This window comes from Aminobacter sp. BA135, from assembly GCF_050859125.1.
Taxonomy (GTDB): domain Bacteria; phylum Pseudomonadota; class Alphaproteobacteria; order Rhizobiales; family Rhizobiaceae; genus Aminobacter; species Aminobacter ciceronei.
This window is the reverse complement of the sequence record NZ_CP139572.1, coordinates 2,564,219-2,581,850: the sequence shown is the minus strand read 5'-3', so window position 1 is coordinate 2,581,850 and position 17,632 is coordinate 2,564,219. Positions and strand designations below refer to the sequence as shown.

General features: G+C 65.4%; 7 protein-coding genes. 4 read left to right on the top strand and 3 right to left on the bottom strand.

Annotated features, from left to right (window positions below):
* Positions 1 to 78 precede the first annotated feature (78 nt).
* From SLT36_RS12475 to SLT36_RS12465, 3 genes are all read right to left on the bottom strand, one after another.
* Positions 79 to 1,731, bottom strand: a complete 1,653-nt coding sequence (locus SLT36_RS12475; RefSeq protein ID WP_432287829.1) for an ABC transporter substrate-binding protein — start codon at positions 1,729 to 1,731, stop codon at positions 79 to 81.
* A gap of 274 nt (positions 1,732 to 2,005) precedes the next feature.
* Entirely contained in the window at positions 2,006 to 6,175 is a 4,170-nt protein-coding gene (locus SLT36_RS12470; protein ID WP_432287827.1) for a translocation/assembly module TamB domain-containing protein, read from the bottom strand.
* An 11-nt stretch (positions 6,176 to 6,186) separates the two neighbouring features.
* Complete coding sequence (locus SLT36_RS12465; protein ID WP_432287825.1) at positions 6,187 to 8,121, bottom strand: autotransporter assembly complex protein TamA; 1,935 nt, start codon at positions 8,119 to 8,121, stop codon at positions 6,187 to 6,189.
* Between the two features lie 334 nt (positions 8,122 to 8,455).
* Between SLT36_RS12465 and SLT36_RS12460 the strand changes: the two genes are divergently transcribed.
* The 4 genes from SLT36_RS12460 to SLT36_RS12445 all read left to right on the top strand — a co-directional run bounded on the left by SLT36_RS12460 (position 8,456) and on the right by SLT36_RS12445 (position 17,628).
* Positions 8,456 to 13,891, top strand: coding sequence for an alpha-2-macroglobulin family protein (locus tag SLT36_RS12460; RefSeq protein ID WP_432288312.1), 5,436 nt, complete (start codon positions 8,456 to 8,458; stop codon positions 13,889 to 13,891).
* Positions 13,892 to 14,056: 165 nt separating this feature from the next.
* The gene (gene pbpC / locus SLT36_RS12455; protein ID WP_432287824.1) at positions 14,057 to 16,153 is read left to right on the top strand and encodes a penicillin-binding protein 1C; all 2,097 of its coding nucleotides are present in this window, start codon (positions 14,057 to 14,059) and stop codon (positions 16,151 to 16,153) included.
* A 129-nt stretch (positions 16,154 to 16,282) separates the two neighbouring features.
* Positions 16,283 to 17,014 (top strand): YadA C-terminal domain-containing protein, encoded by a 732-nt coding sequence (locus SLT36_RS12450; protein WP_432287823.1) that lies wholly within the window; start codon positions 16,283 to 16,285, stop codon positions 17,012 to 17,014.
* An 11-nt stretch (positions 17,015 to 17,025) separates the two neighbouring features.
* Complete coding sequence (locus SLT36_RS12445) at positions 17,026 to 17,628, top strand: invasion associated locus B family protein (protein ID WP_432287821.1); 603 nt, start codon at positions 17,026 to 17,028, stop codon at positions 17,626 to 17,628.
* Positions 17,629 to 17,632 lie beyond the last annotated feature (4 nt).

Below are 17,632 nucleotides of genomic sequence, written 5' to 3'. Positions count from 1 at the left end.
TTGGGGTCCGTGGCGATCAACCCGGTTGCGGAAGGCGGGAGGGGTGCAGGACACCCCTCCCCGAATTGCGGCCCTGGCTCAGGCCTCGTCGAGCCACACCTTGCCGTAATCGTGCTCGAAGGTCGGGTGCATGCCGCCGCCCTTCACCGCGGCGACCGAGTGGTTGTAGAGCTTGCGCCAGAACGGCTGGATGATGATGCCGGAATCCTGCAGCGTCTGCTCGATGTCCTTCATCATTTCCTTGCGCTTGGCGACGTCGGCGACGGCAAGCGCTGCATTCAGCTTCTTGTCCCACTCCGGGTCCGACCAGGCGCTTTCGTTCCAGGCTTCGCCGGTGCGGTAGGCCAGCGCCAGAACCTGCACGCCGAGCGGCCGCATGTTCCAGTTGGTCATCGAGAACGGGTACTTGGTCCAGTCGTTCCAGAAGGTCGAGCCCGGCAGAACGGTACGCTTGACCTTGATGCCGGCCTCGCGCAGCTGGGCGGCGATCGCGTCGCCGGTGTTCTTGTGCCAGTCCTCGTCGACGGTGATCAGCTCGTGCTCGAAGTCGGCCTGGCCGGCTTCCGCCATCATCGCCTTGGCAGCTGCCGGATCGCGGGTCTGCTTGGGCAGCTCGAAATACTCCGGATGGATCGGCGCGACGTGGTGGTTTTCGGCGACAGCACCGGCATTGCCGTAGCCGAGCTGCAGCACGACGGCGTTGTCGACAGCCTTGTGCAACGCCTGGCGCACCTTCTGGTCGTCATAAGGCTTGTTGGCGACGTTGGTGCGGGCAACGATGGTGGCAGCGGTGACGACTTCCGACTTGACCAGGCCGAGGCCGTCGAGGATCGAGACGTAGTCGGCCGAGGTTTCGAAATTGGTGTGGACTTCATTGGCCTCGAAGGCGCTGACCATGGCAGCCGGATCGGTGCCGTAGTCGATGAGCTCGACGCCGTCGAGATAGACCTCGCCGTTCCACCACTTGTTGTCCTCGCGGCGCTTGTAGACCACCTTCGAACCGACATCGTAGGAGACGAGCTCAAACGGGCCGGTGCCGATCGGGCAGGCTTTGAAGTCGCCGCCCTTCTCGTCGAAGGTCTTGTGGACGATGAGGCCGGGGTAGTCGGTAAGGTTCGGGATGATCGAGATGTCCGACGTGGTCAGCTTGAGCTTGACCGTCATGTCGTCAACCTTCTCGATCGACCCTTCGCGCAGCTTGCCGGACTTCTCGTCGACCAGGCTACCCAGGCGGCCCGGCATCGAATTGCCTTCGGCGCTCTTGTCGGCCCAGCGGGTGAAGTTGAAGATCACGTCGTCGGCGTTGAACGCGTCGCCATTCGACCAGGTCACGCCCGGACGGACATGCAGGACATATTCGGTGGCGTCGTCATTCACTTCCCAGCTGGCCAGCAGATAGGGTTCGAAAGTGTACTTGTCGGTGTACTTGACCAGCGGCTCGATCGCCTGGCGCTCGGCGTTGGCGATCTCGGACCAGTCCGCCTTGCGCGGATCTTTCGGGTCCTTGATCCACTGCGCGACTTTCAGGATGCCGCCTTTCTTGGCTTCCTGCGCCTGAGCCTCGACGGGCATGGCGAGGCCGATCATGCCATAGGCCATGGCCGCCGATGCGCCGAAGGTCGTTGCCATCGCGAGGAACTCGCGACGGTCCATCTTGCCGTCTACGACAGCATCGGCCAGCTCACGGATGTGGCCGGGAACAAGATCAGAGTTGCTCTTGTAGAATGTCATTTCCGTCTCCCATTGAAGCTGTAACGTTACCATTTCGCATCCGATTGCCGTTGTCAAAACGGTCGGACGTCATCGTTCCCATAGGTAAGTCTGCAATTTTGAACGGAGAGCAGTTCGCGTGATAGCGACAGAGTTGGCGCAAAAATGGTAGTGCGCAGCGGATTCGTCGGAATCTTCGCTCCGAGCTGATATGCCCGGGTTCCGACAACCGTCGGCAGTGCCACGACACATCGCCTGATATGTCAGTGCAGGGGTTACCCGAGCGGCAGCCCGCTCAGTATTCCTTCTCGTAGAAGATACCGCCCTTGGCCTCGCCGGCGTCGGTGGCCGTGCCACGCAACTTGACGCCGCGGCCGACATTCAGGTCGATCGTCGCTTTGCCCGAGCCGGGCTGGTCGCCTGCCTCGATCGACAGATAGGTACGGTCGTTCAGATACTTGCCGACGGCAACTGAAGTGTCGCCCTGCTCGTTGGTCTTGATGTCGAGGTCGTCGACGCCGAGCGTCGCGCGCAGGCTCGACAGCAGCGACGTCGAACCGCCGATGCCGGCCATCTGGGCGGCAGCGTCGGCGAGCTGGGCGATCTGCAGCGGCGACAGGTTGGACATCGACCTGCCGAAGATCAGTCGCGCCAGCACTTCATCTTCAGGCAACGCCGGCACTGACGAGAAGGCGAATTTCGGATTGTTGGCTTCGCCGGTAATGCCGATGGTGACGGTGGCGTCGCCGGCTGTCGTCTCGGCGGCGAAGTTGATCGTCGGCACGAGCGAGCCCGAGAAGCCGACCGAACCCTGTGTGAAGTTGAGTCGCTTGCCGAGGATGGAGAGACGGCCACGGCGCAGCGTGAACTCGCCCACCGCCTGCGGCGATGCCGACGAGCCCGACAGGCGCAGCGAACCGCCAAGCTCGGCGTCAAGACCACGGCCCTGGACAAAGATCTGGTTGGGCGCGTTGACGGTGACGTCGAGCATCAGCGCGCCGCTGCCGCCGCTGGCCTTCGCCGGCGGACGCATCGCGTCCTGCTGGGCGACGACCGCCTTGGGCGCGTTCTTGTGCTTGACGTCGACGGCGGTCAGTGCGCCGGGGAACTTTTCCGGAATGCTGATGACGGTGCGCGCCAGATTGATCGTGCCTGACAGCACCGGCGCCGAAACCAGCGGTCCTTTGATCGCGATGTCGCCGCCAAGATTGGCGGTGACGACGCGGCCGTCGGTGTAACGACCGTCGGTCAGCTTGATGGAGATGTCGGCCGGGAACCCCTGCGCCGCATTGGTGCCGACAGTACCACTCGCGGTGAGCTGGCCGCCCGTCGACAGCGCGCCGGTCAGGCGGTTGATTCGGGCAACGCCGGCGGTAATGCCGATGTCGAGATTGATGTCGTTGATGGCGATGCCCGACTGGGCAATCAGAAGCCGCGCGCCGGAAGCGCGGATGCTGCCGCCGATGACAGGTGACGTGGCGGGGCCGCGCACCTGGACGTTGACGTCGGCGGAACCGTTCAGCGCCATGCCCTGGGCGGCCAGCGTGCGGCCAAGGAACTGGAATGGCACAGGCCCCGAGAAACTGAGGTCGAGCGCCACCGGCTTGGCAGTGGTGACGACACTGCCGCCCCCCTTGATCGCGAGGCCCGCCCCTTCGCTGATCGTCGACTGGAAGGTGAGCTTGCCACCGGCGAAGGTGCCGGTCGAGCCGATGTTCATGGCACCGAAGCCGGCCCCCGTGGTCTGTGCGGTCGCGGCACCCGCGACCTTGAGGTCGTAGCCGACCGTCGGATTGGCGGCAGCGCCCGAGACCTTGACCGTACCCGAGATCGAACCCGCGGCACCAAGACCAGGCGCGAAGGAATTGGCAAGCGAAGCCGGCACATTGGCCAGCGTGGCGTTGAGGTCGAGCGCCGAGCCCGCCGTGCCGGAGACCGTCGCCGTGCCGCCGCCGAGATTGAGCGCAAGCCTGTTGAGCGTCGTCGTACCGCCTGATATCGAAACCGTCGTCGGCCGCGCGATGGCGGCCTTGATGCCGCGCATGACGGCTTCGCCCGAGGCGAGCTCGATGGTGGTGGTGCCGCCAGCGAGCTTGACGCGACCGGCGGCCTTGGCCGGAATGTCGGCAACGGTGGCGCCACCGGAGAAGCCGGTCCATTCGCCATCACGCTTGAGGTCGACATCGATGCCGGAAATGACCGTCTTGCCCGAGGTCACCGACTTGGCCTTGATCGTACCAGAGATAGCCGGCGCCTTGAGGTAGTTGAGGATGTCGGCGTTGATGGAAACGCCATTGGCGGCGAGATCGCCACGCTTGAGCAAAGCGGTGCCCAGTTCAAGGCGCGCCTGCGGGACATCGCCTGAACGCGTGAAGTCGATCTTGCCGCGCAGATCGCCTTCGGCCTTTTCGAGCGCAAGTGCTGCAAGTGGGCCGATATCGGGCATGTCGATGGTGACCGTGCCGAGCGGCGCGAAATCCTGGTCGAGGACCAAGTCGCCCGACAGCTTGTTCTCGCCCAGCGACAGCGACAGGCCCTTGATCTCGCGCTTGCCGTCTGATGTGGCGAGCACGGCACTGCCCTGGAGTGGTTGACCGGCGACGTTGCCCGAAAGTGCCACATTGGCGGCCGGGTTGGCCGGGTCGACCTTGCCTGTTGCCTTCAGACTGAGCCCAGTGATTTCGCGCGCCGCCGCTTCGATGCGGTCGCTGGTGACAGTCAGTGAGATGTCAGGGGCGGTGCGCGCGCCCTTGGCGGTCAGGGCGAAATCCACCGCACCCTTGGCATCCTTGGACAGAAGCGAGATGTCGGCGAAGGAACCCTTGAGGTCGGCATCGACATCGGTGCCCTTCATGCGCGCAGTGCCGCTGGCGGTGAGCGCGCCCGAGGTGAATTCGATGGCGTTGGCGGCGAAGCTGCCTTCGGCATCGCGGCTGGCTGTGGCCGAGAACTGGGTGCGTTCGGCAAGTGCGATGCGGACGCCTGCCGGCAGCGCGCTGGAAGCGACGTCGGCCCTGACGCCGAGCTCGAGCGACAGGTCAGCCAGGTTGAGCTTGGCGTTCAGCGCGCCGTTGAGCGTGTCGCTGCGGATCGTGCCTTCGTCGACGGCGACCTGATCCTTGCTGATGGAGCCCGCCATGTCGACCGCGACACGGCCGGCGACCAACGGTGCAAGCGTAGCGACATCGGTCTTGAGTTCGGCGACGCCGAGCTTGATCGACAGCGGGCCGCTGCGGTTGGCAATGTCGAAGCCGTCGGAATGGGCGGAGGCGGCGATGTCGCGCAGCTCGGTGTTGCCGGCGATGACCGACAAAAGCGAGGCGCTGAAGTCGACCGCCGGCTCCTTGCCGTCGCCGAAGGCGCGCAAGCTTGCGGCGTTGATCGCCACCGTCACCGGCTGGGCATCGCTGCCGAGGCTGAGCACGATCGGCCCTTCATTGGCCTTGACGTCGAGCGACAGGTCAGCGGCACCTTCCGGATCGAGCGAACCGGCGGCAGTGGCGGTGAGCGCGCTGCTGGCGACTGTCGCGCGCTCGATGTCGAGGCCGCCTGTGGTCGTCCGGGTGCCGGCGACGTCGAAGGTGGTGTTGCCGGCGAGCAGCGGCTTCAGCGCAGCGGGCAGGAAATCCTCGAAGGCGCCGTCGCCTTTGGCCGAAATGACGTTGCCATTGTCGGTCAGCTGATGGGTCCCGGAAATGCTGGTGATGACCTTGCCGTCGACGGCGAAGGTGCCGTTGCCGCTCCAGTTGGCGGCGGGCCCCTCGCCCGATACGACGAGTTCGACCGCCGGTTGGTTGGGCAGCTTGAGGATATTGGCGATGATGCCGCCGGCGGGTTCGGCGGCGCGGATGTTGAGCGCGATGCGGTTGTCGGCAGGCGCGAAAGCGATGTCGGCGTCGACGACGCCTTGCTTGCCGTCGCTGCGCGAGACGTTGAGCTTTGTCTCGATGCCGAGTGGCGACCGGTCGGCGCGGACCATGCCTTTGGCGGCGAGTTCGGCGATGCCTGCGCCGGCCAAGGCTTCGCCGAGCGCGATCTCGGGCAGCTCGATCGCCTTGATGTCGACGGAAACCGGCAGCGACAGGCCAGCGCCGCTCCCTTCTTTCTTGGTGCCACCCTGGGGCAGTCGGGCAAGCTCGATGCGGTTGGCGGCTACCCTGTCAGCGCGGAAGGTGCGCGACAGCAAAGCCAGCGGCGACCAGTCCACAGAGACGCCGCGCAGAGCGAGCCAGGCGCCCTGGGCGTCTTCGATGACCACGTTGTCGAGCCGGAGATTGCCCGACCAGATGCCGTTGAGCCCGCTCAGCCTGATCTTCTGGTCCGGCGTCGAGGCGACGCTGGAGATCAGCCCGGCAAGGTTTTCGCGACCTTTGGACGTCAGCGTGAACACGGCAGTGGCGCCGATGACGAAGGCCAGCACGACTGCTATCGCGATGCGGAGGATGCGCAGGATTTTCTTCAGCATAACCATCGCGGTCAGAACGCCTGGCCGACGCCGGCGTAGAAGCCGTAGCTGGGGTCGCCCGGCCCCGGATTGAGCGGCACGGCGACATCGACGCGCAGCGGTCCGAATGGCGTGAGATAGCGGACGCCGATGCCGGCGCCGACCTTGACGCTGCCGAAATCGGGGAACTGCCTGGCGGAAACCGTGCCGGCGTCGATGAACGGAACGATGCCGATCTTGTCGTTGTAGTTGTAGCGGATCTCGACCGAGGTCTCGGCATATGACAGACCGCCCGTCGGCTTGCCGTTGATCTCCGGGCCGATGCCCTGGTAGGCGTAGCCGCGCACCGAGCCGCCGCCGCCGGAATAGAAGCGCCGGTCGGCCGGCACGTCGTCGAGGCCGGCGCCCAGGATCGAACCCATGGCGACGCGGCCGGCGAGAACGAACCGGTTCTGGTCGCCAAGGCCGTAATAGGCCGAGCCCTCGCCCTTCAGCTTGACGAAGGCGTTGCCGTTCAGCGCGTCATAGGTCGGCTCGACATAGGCGAGCGCACGGAAACCGCGTGTCGGGTTGAGCTTGTCGTCGCGATTGTCGAAGGCATATTGCAGCGGTGTCGAGACCAGCAGGTAGCGCTTGCCATCGGGATTGAGTGCGTCCTCGATGTCGGAATAGTCGACCGCGAGCGAGGCCGAGACGGTCTGCTGCCTGGTCAGCTCGTAGGAGACGCCAGCATTGCCCTTGACCGAGAAGATGTCATAGGCATCAGGGTGCTCATAGGACGCCTTGAGGTTGGCGAAGAACTTCGAGGCAGGCCCGATGACGCCAGGCTTCTCGAACATGATGCCGGCATTGTAGTTGAGCTTGCCGAGTTCGGTGGTGTCGCTGATGCGGCCGATCGAACCGCTGATGCGCAGCTTTTCGGCACGGCCGAACAGGTTTCGGTGGCCCCAATAGCCTTCGACCCCGGCACCTTCGGTGTTGGAATAAGTGGCGCCGGCACCGAAGTAACGCATCTTGCGCTCGCTGACGCGGACATCCATCGGGATGTTGCCGGTCGGATCGAGCGCCAGTGCTTCGTTGATCGACACCGAGCTGAACACTTCGAGCGCCAGGAGGCGGTTGCGTGCCTCCTCGATTTCCTTGGGCGAGTATTTCCGGCCGGGTTCCAGCCCCGTCATGTAAACGGTGAAGTCGCGATCGACCGCCTCGGTGCCTTCGACCGTCGTTTCGCCGTAGCCGGCGATCGGGCCTGCGGCAACGTCGAGGGTGACGTCGAGCGTGGTGGTAGCGTGATCCGCAACGATGGTCCGGCTGGTCACCTTGGCGAGCGGCCTGCCCTCTTCCTTGAGCGCGCGCACGATGCCGGCCTCGGCCTTAAGGATGGCGTCGGAGGCGGCATTGCCGCCCGCGATCAGGCCGAAATCGGCGCCCCTGATGTTGGCGGCATCGCCCTTGAGCACAATATCGCCGAGCGTGAACATCGAGCCGGGCTGGACCGTAACGCTGACCGGCACGGGCTGTGGCCCGTCGAAGACGGCGTCAGGAGCGAGGTCGTCGAGATTCTTGCCGGCGATGGAAATGGTGACGACGCCATCATAGTGCGCCTTGGAGAACAGTGCGGCGACAAGGCGCTCGCGGTCGTTGCGCGCCTTGGCGAGCAGGCCGAGCGAGCCGGAGACCGGCCGATCCTCCTCGCCCTTCAGCAGCGAGGCGTTCTCGATCGCTTCCTTCAGGTCATCGTCAGTGGTGTCGACTTCGAAGGTAACGGCATAGTCGAGCGGGTCGACGACGTCGGCGTCGTCTTCCTTCGACGAGCCCCACAGCTTGATTCCGAAGATCTCAAAAGCTGAGGCGCGCTGGGTATCCACGGCCAGGATGCCTGAAGACAACAGCATCGCAATCGCCGCGCGCGGAAGCGCACGGGCGATCGTTGGTCTGTCGAATCCACGCAAACGCCGCACAAACATCAAGGCACCGTAACCTCCAATCCTAAAATTGGAATGAAGTTTCTGGCATTTCGTAAAGCAGCCACATTCGATATGTCAGAATTCATTGGGCAAATGAACGACAGCCGGGCGAGGGATTCGGGTGTTGTCATCGGAGCGAACCGCATGGGCGGGCAATACCATGCACGGCGTCCAAGACAAGTATTAACGTAGCAGGCGATGCCTGCGTGGCTGCAGTATTGACTGGACTGTGGCAAGCTTAACATGTCGTCTAGGGCGACGATCAGGGTGGTGGAGGGAATTGGCGATGCGTGCGCTGCGGGCTTTTCCGGTATTCGTTCTTCTCGTTTTGGCCATGGCATTCGGGCTGGCCAACACGTTCGAGGCTGGGGCGGTCGAAGCCCGGCGCGTCGTGACGACCGACAACTCCGACTATTTCGGTTTCGACTTGCGCTCGGAGCAGAATGTCAGCCTCGACCAGTGCCAGACCTCGTGCATGGGCGACCAGTCCTGCCGCGCTTTCACCTACAACACCAAGGCGAAATGGTGCTTCCTGAAATCCGACTTCGCCACGATCAAGCCGTTCACCGGCGCGGTCGCCGGCAAGGTCGTGCCGGTCAGTGGCGAGCCTGACATCGGCGCGCCGGCCGAACTTACGTTCTTCCCGGCGTCGATGGTGGACGAGGCGCGCCAGTACCGCAGCGCGCTGACCACCAATGCGACCGTCGATCCGGCGCTCGGCCTCGCCGCGCTGATCGATGCCGGCGAGCAGGCGCTCCTGGGCGGCGACGGCCGCACGGCGATGCAGAAGTTCCGCGCTGCAGCGATCATCCTGCCCGACGACGCCGCGATCTGGACGCGCCTCGCCCGCGCCACGCCGATGGTGTCGCCGATCAACGGCGAAGAGACAGCGTCGCTGCAGCGCGACACGACGTCGACCGCCTACAATGCCTATCTCTTGTCGCGCTCGGCCAGCAACCGCGCCGAGACACTGGCGCTTTTGGCGCGCGGCCTCGACAAGCGCGACCTGTTCCGACCCTCGCTGCAGGCTTATGAAGCGAGTCTCGCACTCGACAACTCGGCCTCCATCCGCGCCGAATATGAAGACCTCAAGGCACGAAAAGGCTTCCGCGTCGTCGAGCACAGCATCGACGCCGACACGACCTCGCCGCGCGTCTGCGCTCAGTTTTCCGAGGCGCTGGTCAAGACGGGCGTCGACTACGCCCCCTTCGTTACGATCGACGACCAGGCGCCGAAGAGCGTCGAGGCCAAGGACCAGCAGATCTGCGTCGAGGGTCTGCAGCACGGCCAGCACTACCGCGTGACCTTCCGCTCCGGCCTGCCGGCAGCGCTCGGCGAGGTGCTGGAAGCACCCGTCGTGCTCTCTGTCTATGTCCAGGATCGCGGCCAGTCTGCCCGCTTCACCGGCGACAGCTTCGTTTTGCCGTCGACCGCCCGCCGGGGCATCCCCGTCGTGACGGTCAACATGGAAGCTGCCGACATGAAGCTCTACCGCATCGGCGACCGCTCGCTGGCGCAGTTGCTTTCCGGCTATCAGTTCCTGCGCCAGCTCGACGGCTATGACCTGTCCTCGATCGCCGACCAGATGGGTGAGCCGGTGTGGGAAGGCCAGCTGGCGATCACAAACGAGCTCAACAAGGAAGTGACGACCTCCTTCCCGGTCGACGAGGCACTGCCCAACCGCAAACCCGGCGTCTATGTGCTGACCGCCCAGCCTGTCGACGACAAGAGCGACACCTGGGCGACCAAGGCGACGCAGTGGTTCGTCGTCTCCGATATCGGGCTGTCGACCTATACCGGCCAGGACGGGCTCAACGTCTTCGCCCGCTCGCTCGCCTCGGCCAAGCCTATCGCCGACGCGGAACTGACGCTGCTTGCCCGCAATAACGAAATCCTCGGCACCGGCAAGACCGACGCCGAGGGCCGCGCCACCTTCAATCCGGGCCTGACCCGCGGCAATGGCGGCCTGGCGCCGGCTGTGCTGATGGCCAGGCAAGGCGACGCCGATTTCGTCTTCCTCGACATGACCCGCGCAGGTTTCGACCTGTCCGACCGTGGCGTCACCGGACGCGCCGCACCGGCTGCGCTCGACATTTATGCCTGGACCGAGCGCGGCATCTACCGCGTCGGCGAAACCGTGCATGCGGCGGCCCTTGCCCGCGATGATGCTGCCAATGGCGTCGACAACCTGCCGCTGACCTTCATCTTCACCCGTCCCGACGGCGTCGAGGACCGGCGCGTCGTCAGTCAGGGCGGCAATTCAGGCGGCCATAGCGTCGACCTGCCGCTGTCGTCAGCCGCCATGCGCGGCACCTGGACGCTGGCCATCCACACCGACCCGAAACAGCCGGCAGTGTCGAGCCAGATGTTCCTGGTCGAAGACTTCGTGCCCGATCGCATCGAGTTCACCCTGACCTCCGACCGCAATGAAATCGCTGCAGGCGAGACGGCAGAAGCCACCGTCGACGGCCGCTTCCTCTATGGCGCACCCGCTGCAGGCCTGGCGCTCGAAGGCGAGCTGACGCTGTCGACCAAGCGCCAGTGGGAGAGCTTCAAGGGCTATTATTTCGGCCTCGCCGACGAGCAGGAAGGCGAAGCCACCCGCATTCCGCTGACCGACCTGCCTGTCGTCGGCGACGACGGCAAGGCGACCTTCCCCGTTTCCGTGGACCAGCTGCCGTCGACGACCAGGCTGGTCAATGCAGCGCTCAGCGTGCGCATGCGCGAGACCGGCGGCCGCGCCGTCGAGGAAAAACTCGACATAGGCATCCGCCCGCAGGCAACGATGATCGGCATCCGGCCCGACTTCTCAGGCGAGGAGGTGCCGCAGGGTGGCACCGCCAAGTTCAGCCTGATCGCCGCCGAACCCGGCGGCAAGCGCACCGAGCTCAAGGGCGCGCAGTGGTCGCTGGTCAAGGTCGAGCGGAACTACCAGTGGTACCGCTCCGGCAATTCGTGGAATTACGAGCCGGTGACCTTCACCAAGTCGGTGGCATCAGGCCAAGTCGATCTCACCGCTGGTGCCGAAGCAACCGTTTCGCTGCCCGTAGACTGGGGCCGCTACCGCCTCGAAGTCGAGACGGCCGATCCGGCCGGCCCGGCGACAAGCTATGAGTTCGACGCCGGCTGGTATGTCTCGGCGACCTCGACCGAGACGCCCGACGGCCTCGAGGTCGCGCTCGACAAGGAAAAGTATGTGGCTGGTGAAGTCGCCAAGTTGCAGGTTTCGCCACGCTTTGCCGGCGAGCTTTTGGTGACCATCGGCGCCGAAAAGCTGCTCAAGACCGTGACCGCCTCGATCCCGGCGGAAGGCGGTACCGTCGACATCCCTGTCGGCGAGGACTGGGGCGCAGGCGCCTATGTGACCGCAACGCTCTACCGGCCCGGCGACGCGCAGGAATCGCGCATGCCGGCCCGCGCCATCGGCCTGAAGTGGCTGGCGGTTGATCCTGCCGACAAGAAGCTCAACGTTACACTTGCGCTGCCCGAGAAGACCGAACCGCGCAAGGCGCTGTCGATCCCGGTTTCGGTGACCGGCGCCGCAGCAGGCGAAAAGGCCTATGTCACGGTCGCGGCCGTCGATGTCGGCATCCTCAACCTGACCAACTACAAGGCGCCGGACCCGGAAGGCTGGTACTTCGGCCAGCGCATGCTGGGGCTTGAACTGCGTGACCTCTATGGCCGCCTGATCGACGGCTCGCTGGGTGCCATGGGCAAGCTGCGCACTGGCGGCGACGGTGCGGCACTGACCTCGCAAGGCAGCCCCCCCAAGGAAAAGCTCGTCGCCTTCTTCTCAGGCATCGTCGAGCTCGACGCCGACGGCAAGACGACGGTCGATTTCGACATTCCGCAGTTCAACGGCACGGTGCGCGTGATGAGCGTGGCCTGGACCAGAACTGCTGTCGGCCACGCCACCGGCGACGTCATCGTGCGCGATCCGATCGTGCTGACGGCGGGCATGCCACGCTTCATGGCACCGGGCGACTTCGCCGAAATGACGCTCGACATCGCCAACACCGACGCGCCGGCGGGCGATTACAGCCTGTCGGTCGCAACGACTGGTGATCTTTCGACCGGCGACGCCGCCCTGCCCGAGAAGCTGACGCTCGAACCAGGCAAGCGCCAGACGATCAGGATCCCGCTGATGCCTGTCACCGCCGGCACCGCCGGGCTGACCGTCAAGCTCGCCAATGGCGACGGCCTCAAGGTCGAGCAGGAGCTGTCGCTGCCGGTGCGCCCGGGCCAGCTGCCGGTGACCACCCGTATGGTCGTCGACCTCAAGCCCGCCACCTCGCTGCGCGTCGACAAGGAGCTGCTGGCGGCTAGCCTGCTCGACGACGCCCATGTCAGCGTCGGTGTGTCTCTGGCCTCGGCCTTCGACGTACCGTCGCTTTTGATGACGCTCGACCGCTACCCCTATGGTTGCGCCGAGCAGACGACGAGCCGGGCGCTGCCCCTGCTCTATGTCAGCGAGCTCAGCGCCGAAAACGGCATGGCCGAAGACCCCGAGCTGCGCGAGCGCATCCAGGGCGCGGTCTACCGCGTGCTCAACTACCAGTCCTCGTCGGGCAGCTTCGGCCTGTGGGGTCCGGGCTCGGGCGATCTGTGGCTCGACGCCTATGTCACCGACTTCCTGACCCGGGCACGCGAGAAGAACTTCGACGTGCCGCAGCAGGCGATGATGCAGGCGCTCAACAACCTGCAGAACGCGATCGGCTATGACGTCGACGTCGAGGACCGAGGCTCCGAGATCGCCTATGCGCTCTATGTACTGGCGCGAAACAAGAAAGCCTCGGTCGGCGATTTGCGCTACTTCGCCGACACCAAGCTGGAGGCCTTCTCCAGCGCGATGGCAGTGGCCCAGCTCGGCGCGAGCCTGGCGCTCTACGGCGATGCCCAGCGTTCGGAAAGCCTGTTTGGCGCTGCGCTGCAGATCGCCAGGACGACCACCGAACACGACTGGTACCGCTCCGACTATGGCTCACGCCTGCGCGACGGCGCCGCCATGCTGGCGTTGGCCGCCGAAAGCAAGCCGTTGCCTTCGGTGGTGCCGGCATTGGTCAAGATGGTGGCGGCCGACCGTGCCGCGGCACGCTGGACCAGCACCCAGGATGATGCCTGGATGCTGCTTGCGGCACGCGCGCTGAAAGCCGGCAACGAGGCGATCTCGATCGACGTCAACGGCACGGCCCATAACGGCGCCTATTCAGAGCGCGTCGACGGGGCCGAGCTTCTGACCAACCCGATCGTCATCGCCAACACCGGCAAGGACGCATTGCAGGCCGTGGTGACGACGGTCGCAGCACCAGCCCAGCCGCTGCCCGCCGGCGGCGACGGCTTCACCATCGAGCGCACCTACTACCGGCTCGACGGCAGCGAGGCCAACGTCACCGAGGTCAAGCAGAACGAGCGCTTCGTCGTCGTGCTCAAGATCAACGAGCTCAACGACTGGCCCTCGCGCGTGGTGGTGGCCGACATGCTGCCGGCAGGCTTCGAGATCGACAATCCGGGGCTGGTCAACAGCGCCAACCTGTCGAACTTCTCCTGGCTGGAACAGACGGAAGCCGCCCATCTCGAATTCCGCAACGATCGCTTCGTCGCCGCCATGAACAGCGGCGAGGGCTCGGACCAGGAATTCACGCTGGCCTATGTCGTGCGCGCCGTGACGCCCGGCACCTATGCCCATCCGGCGGCCAATGTCGAGGACATGTACCGGCCGCAATATTCGGCACGAACGGCGACCGGCATGATGGAGGTGAAGGCGGAATAGCATGCCTGCTTTCATCTCAGCAGTGACTTCTGCGGAGGCCGCCCCCCTCATCCGCCTGCCGGCACCTTCTCCCCGTCATGACGGGGAGAAGGAAGACGGTCGCGACGTCGACGCCCCCCTCTCCCCGTTGTTCACGGGGAGAGGGTAAGGGTGAGGGGCAGAGCCATGCTCTCCGCAAAGACCACGCGCAGGATCGCTCTCTCGGCGATAGGCGCTGCCAGTCTGGCCGCCCTCGCCTTTGGCGGCCTGTTCGCGCTCGACCGCACCTTTCCGCCGCCTTTGCCCGAAAAACTGACTGTCTCGGCCGAAGTGCTCGACCGCGGCGGACAACTGCTACGCGCCTATGCGACACCGTCGGGTCACTGGAGGCTTGGCACGGACCTCGACCAGGTCGACCCGCAGCTGGTGAAGATGCTTGTCGCATATGAGGACAAGCGCTTCTGGGACCACGAGGGCATAGACGCGCTGGCGCTCGGGCGCGCCGCCTGGCAGTTCCTGAGCAACGGCCGCATCGTCTCCGGTGGTTCGACGCTGTCGATGCAGCTGGCACGCCTGATCGAGCCGCGCGAAAGCCGCAGCCTCAGTTCCAAGCTCAAGCAATTGGCCCGCGCCGTCCAGATCGAGCGGCGGCTGCCCAAGGAAGAAATCCTCGAGCGCTACCTGACGCTGGCGCCTTATGGCGGCAATCTCGAAGGCGTGCGTGCGGCGGCGCTTGCCTATTTCGGCAAGGAGCCGAAGCGGCTGACAGTTTCCGAAGCAGCCCTTCTTGTCGCCCTGCCACAATTGCCCGAGCGCCGCCGGCCCGACCGCAATCCCGCAAATGCCCGAGCCGCGCGCGATCGCGTGCTCGACCGCATGGTTTTGGCAGGCCTGCTCGGCGAGACCGAGGCGGCGCGGGCATCCTTGGAGACCGTCGCCGCCACCCGGCTTGCCTTGCCGCAGCTTGCGCCGCACGCCTCGGACACTGCACTTCGCAGCCAGCCGGGCCTCGTCAGCCATCGCCTGACCTTGCGCAGAGACGTGCAGCAAGGGCTGGAGGTCGTGGCGCGCGAGGCCGCGAGCCGGCTCGGCCCGAAAATCTCGGTCGCCATGGTTCTGGCCGACGCGATGACGGGCGAAATCCTCGGCGAGGTCGGCTCGGCCAACTTCTTCGACGCCTCGCGCTCTGGCTGGATCGACATGACGCGCACCGTGCGCTCGCCCGGGTCGACGCTGAAGCCCTTCATCTACGGCCTTGCTTTCGAACAGGGGCTGGTGGCTCAGGAGACGATGATCGAGGACCGGCCGGCCGATTTCGGCGGCTACCGGCCCAAGAATTTCGACATGAGCTACCAGGGTGACGTGTCGGTGCGCCAGGCGCTGCAGCTGTCGCTCAACGTGCCGGCGATACGGCTGCTCGACGCGGTCGGGCCCCAGCGGCTGACGGCGCGCTTCCGCCAGGCCGGCGTTACCCCGCAGCTGCCGCCCAACGAAGTGCCGGGCCTCGCCATCGGCCTCGGCGGCGTCGGTGTGACGCTCCGCGACCTCGTCCAGCTCTACACCGGGCTCGCCAATGGCGGCCGCGCCAAGATTTTGCGCGACGGAGCTGAGGCGGCCGTCCCTGCCCCGCTTGCCAATGGCACCATCCTGGAGGAGCAGGCCGCCTGGCAGATCGCCGACATCCTTGCAGGCGTCAAGCCGCCCGAGGGTGCCGCGAAACGCACAATCGCCTACAAGACCGGTACCTCCTACGGCTACCGTGACGCCTGGTCGATCGGCTACGACGGTCGCTACGTTCTCGGCGTTTGGGCCGGCCGCCCCGATGCCGGTGCGGTGCCCGGACTGTCGGGTTATGTCTCGGCAGCCCCCATTCTGTTCGAGGGCTTTGCCCGTTCCAGCCTGCCGTCGATGCCGCTGCCGCGCCCGCCGGCCGGAACGCTGCGCACCGCCCGCGCCGACCTGCCGGTAACACTGGAGCGCTTTTCGACCGCGACCGAACTGCCGATGGTCGCGGCCGCCATCACCGAACCCGCGCCACAGATCGTCTTTCCACCCGACGGCGCCCGCGTCGAACTGGGTGCCGCCACGTCAGACGCCTCGCCGCTGGTACTCAAGCTGCAAGGCGGCCGCGCGCCATTCCGCTGGCTCGCCAACGGCAAGCCGCTGGAAACAGTCGCCCGCCGCCATGAGGCGACCTGGCAGCCAGACGGCACCGGCTTCTCCACCCTCACCGTCATCGACGCCGCGGGCCGCGCGGCGAGTGTCAGGGTGTTCGTGGAGTAGGCCCAAGCTTTCGTTGCATGCAAATTTACCACAACCTGCAACCGAGCAAGTTGATCACTCCACCGGTTGTTGACTTGTCCGTTAGCTTCCCAACATAAACCAGTTGTTAAGTTTCAGGGTTGGGGAACCATGGGCAGGGAAAAAGTACTGAAGGCGGCGTTCGGCGCGGCCGCGGCGTTGATGGCGTCGCAGATCCACGCAAACGCGGATCAGGTGATTGCCGACGATCTCATCGTCCAGGGCAGCACTTGCGTCGGGCTCGATTGCGTCAACAACGAGACCTTCGGCTTCGACACCATCATGCTGAAGGAAAACAACACCCGCATCTTCTTCAACGACACCAGCACCTCTCCCGGTTTTCCGGCGAATGACTGGGCGATCGAGATCAACGATTCGGCATCCGGCGGCAGGTCGCATTTTTCGATCGTCGACCGTACCGCAGGCCAGACCCTGCTTCGCCTCTGCGCGGTGGCCGATACCAACTGCACGCCGATCCTGCCCGGTGCCGGCCTGGACCCGCAGACCGCGATCAACACCGCCGACATCGCCACCAACACCGCCAACATCGCCTCGAACACGGCCCGCATCGGCTCGCTCGAGCAGACCGTCAGCAACCTGCAGGAAGAAAACCAGACCAACAAGGAAGGCGTTGCCATGGCGCTGGCCATGGGCGGCGGCGGGTTGGCCTCCGACGAGAATTACGCGCTGAACTTCAACTACGGCAATTTCGACGGCGCCAGCGCCGCCGCCATGTTCGGCAGCGCCCGTCTCGACGACCGCTGGTCGCTGAACGGCGGCATCGGCTACGGCTTCGGCAACCAGTCCGTCGGCGGACGCCTCGGCGTGCGCGTCGGCTGGTAATCTTGTCTCGCATGCACGGGCGCACACTCACCCTGGCTTCGCTCGGCCTGTGCGCCATGCTGCTGCAGGCGGCAGCACAGGAAAAGGCGGATCCGGTGGCGGAGACGCCGGCGACAGCGGCACCTGCGCCGTCGGCCTCGGCTCCGGCCGGCAAGGCCGAGGACGTCAAGCCGAAGGCCGAGATCGTGACCGAGCCCAAGGCAGCATGGGACGTATCGTGCAAGCCGGACGCCGCAGGCGTCAGGATGGCTTGCGTCATGTCGCAGGCGCTGACCCTCGCCGACACCAGCCGCCGCCTGCTGCGTGTCGAGATCGTGCCGCCGAAGACGATCGGCAATGACAACGCGCTGATCAAGCTCAGCCTGCCGCATGGAACCCTGCTCCAACCCGGTGCTGAAATTCGCGTCGATGGCGGCCAGAGCTTCCGCGTGCCGTTCCAGGTCAGCGACGCCGACGGCGTCTACACGACACAGCCACTCGGCAGCGACCTGATCGCCACGATGAAGCGGGGCTCAAAGCTATTCGTCTCGGCAACGTTTTCGGACGGCAAGAGGCGAGAGATTCCCGCCTCGCTCGCAGGATTCAGCCTCGCTTATGCTAAGATCGCGGAGTAGGAAG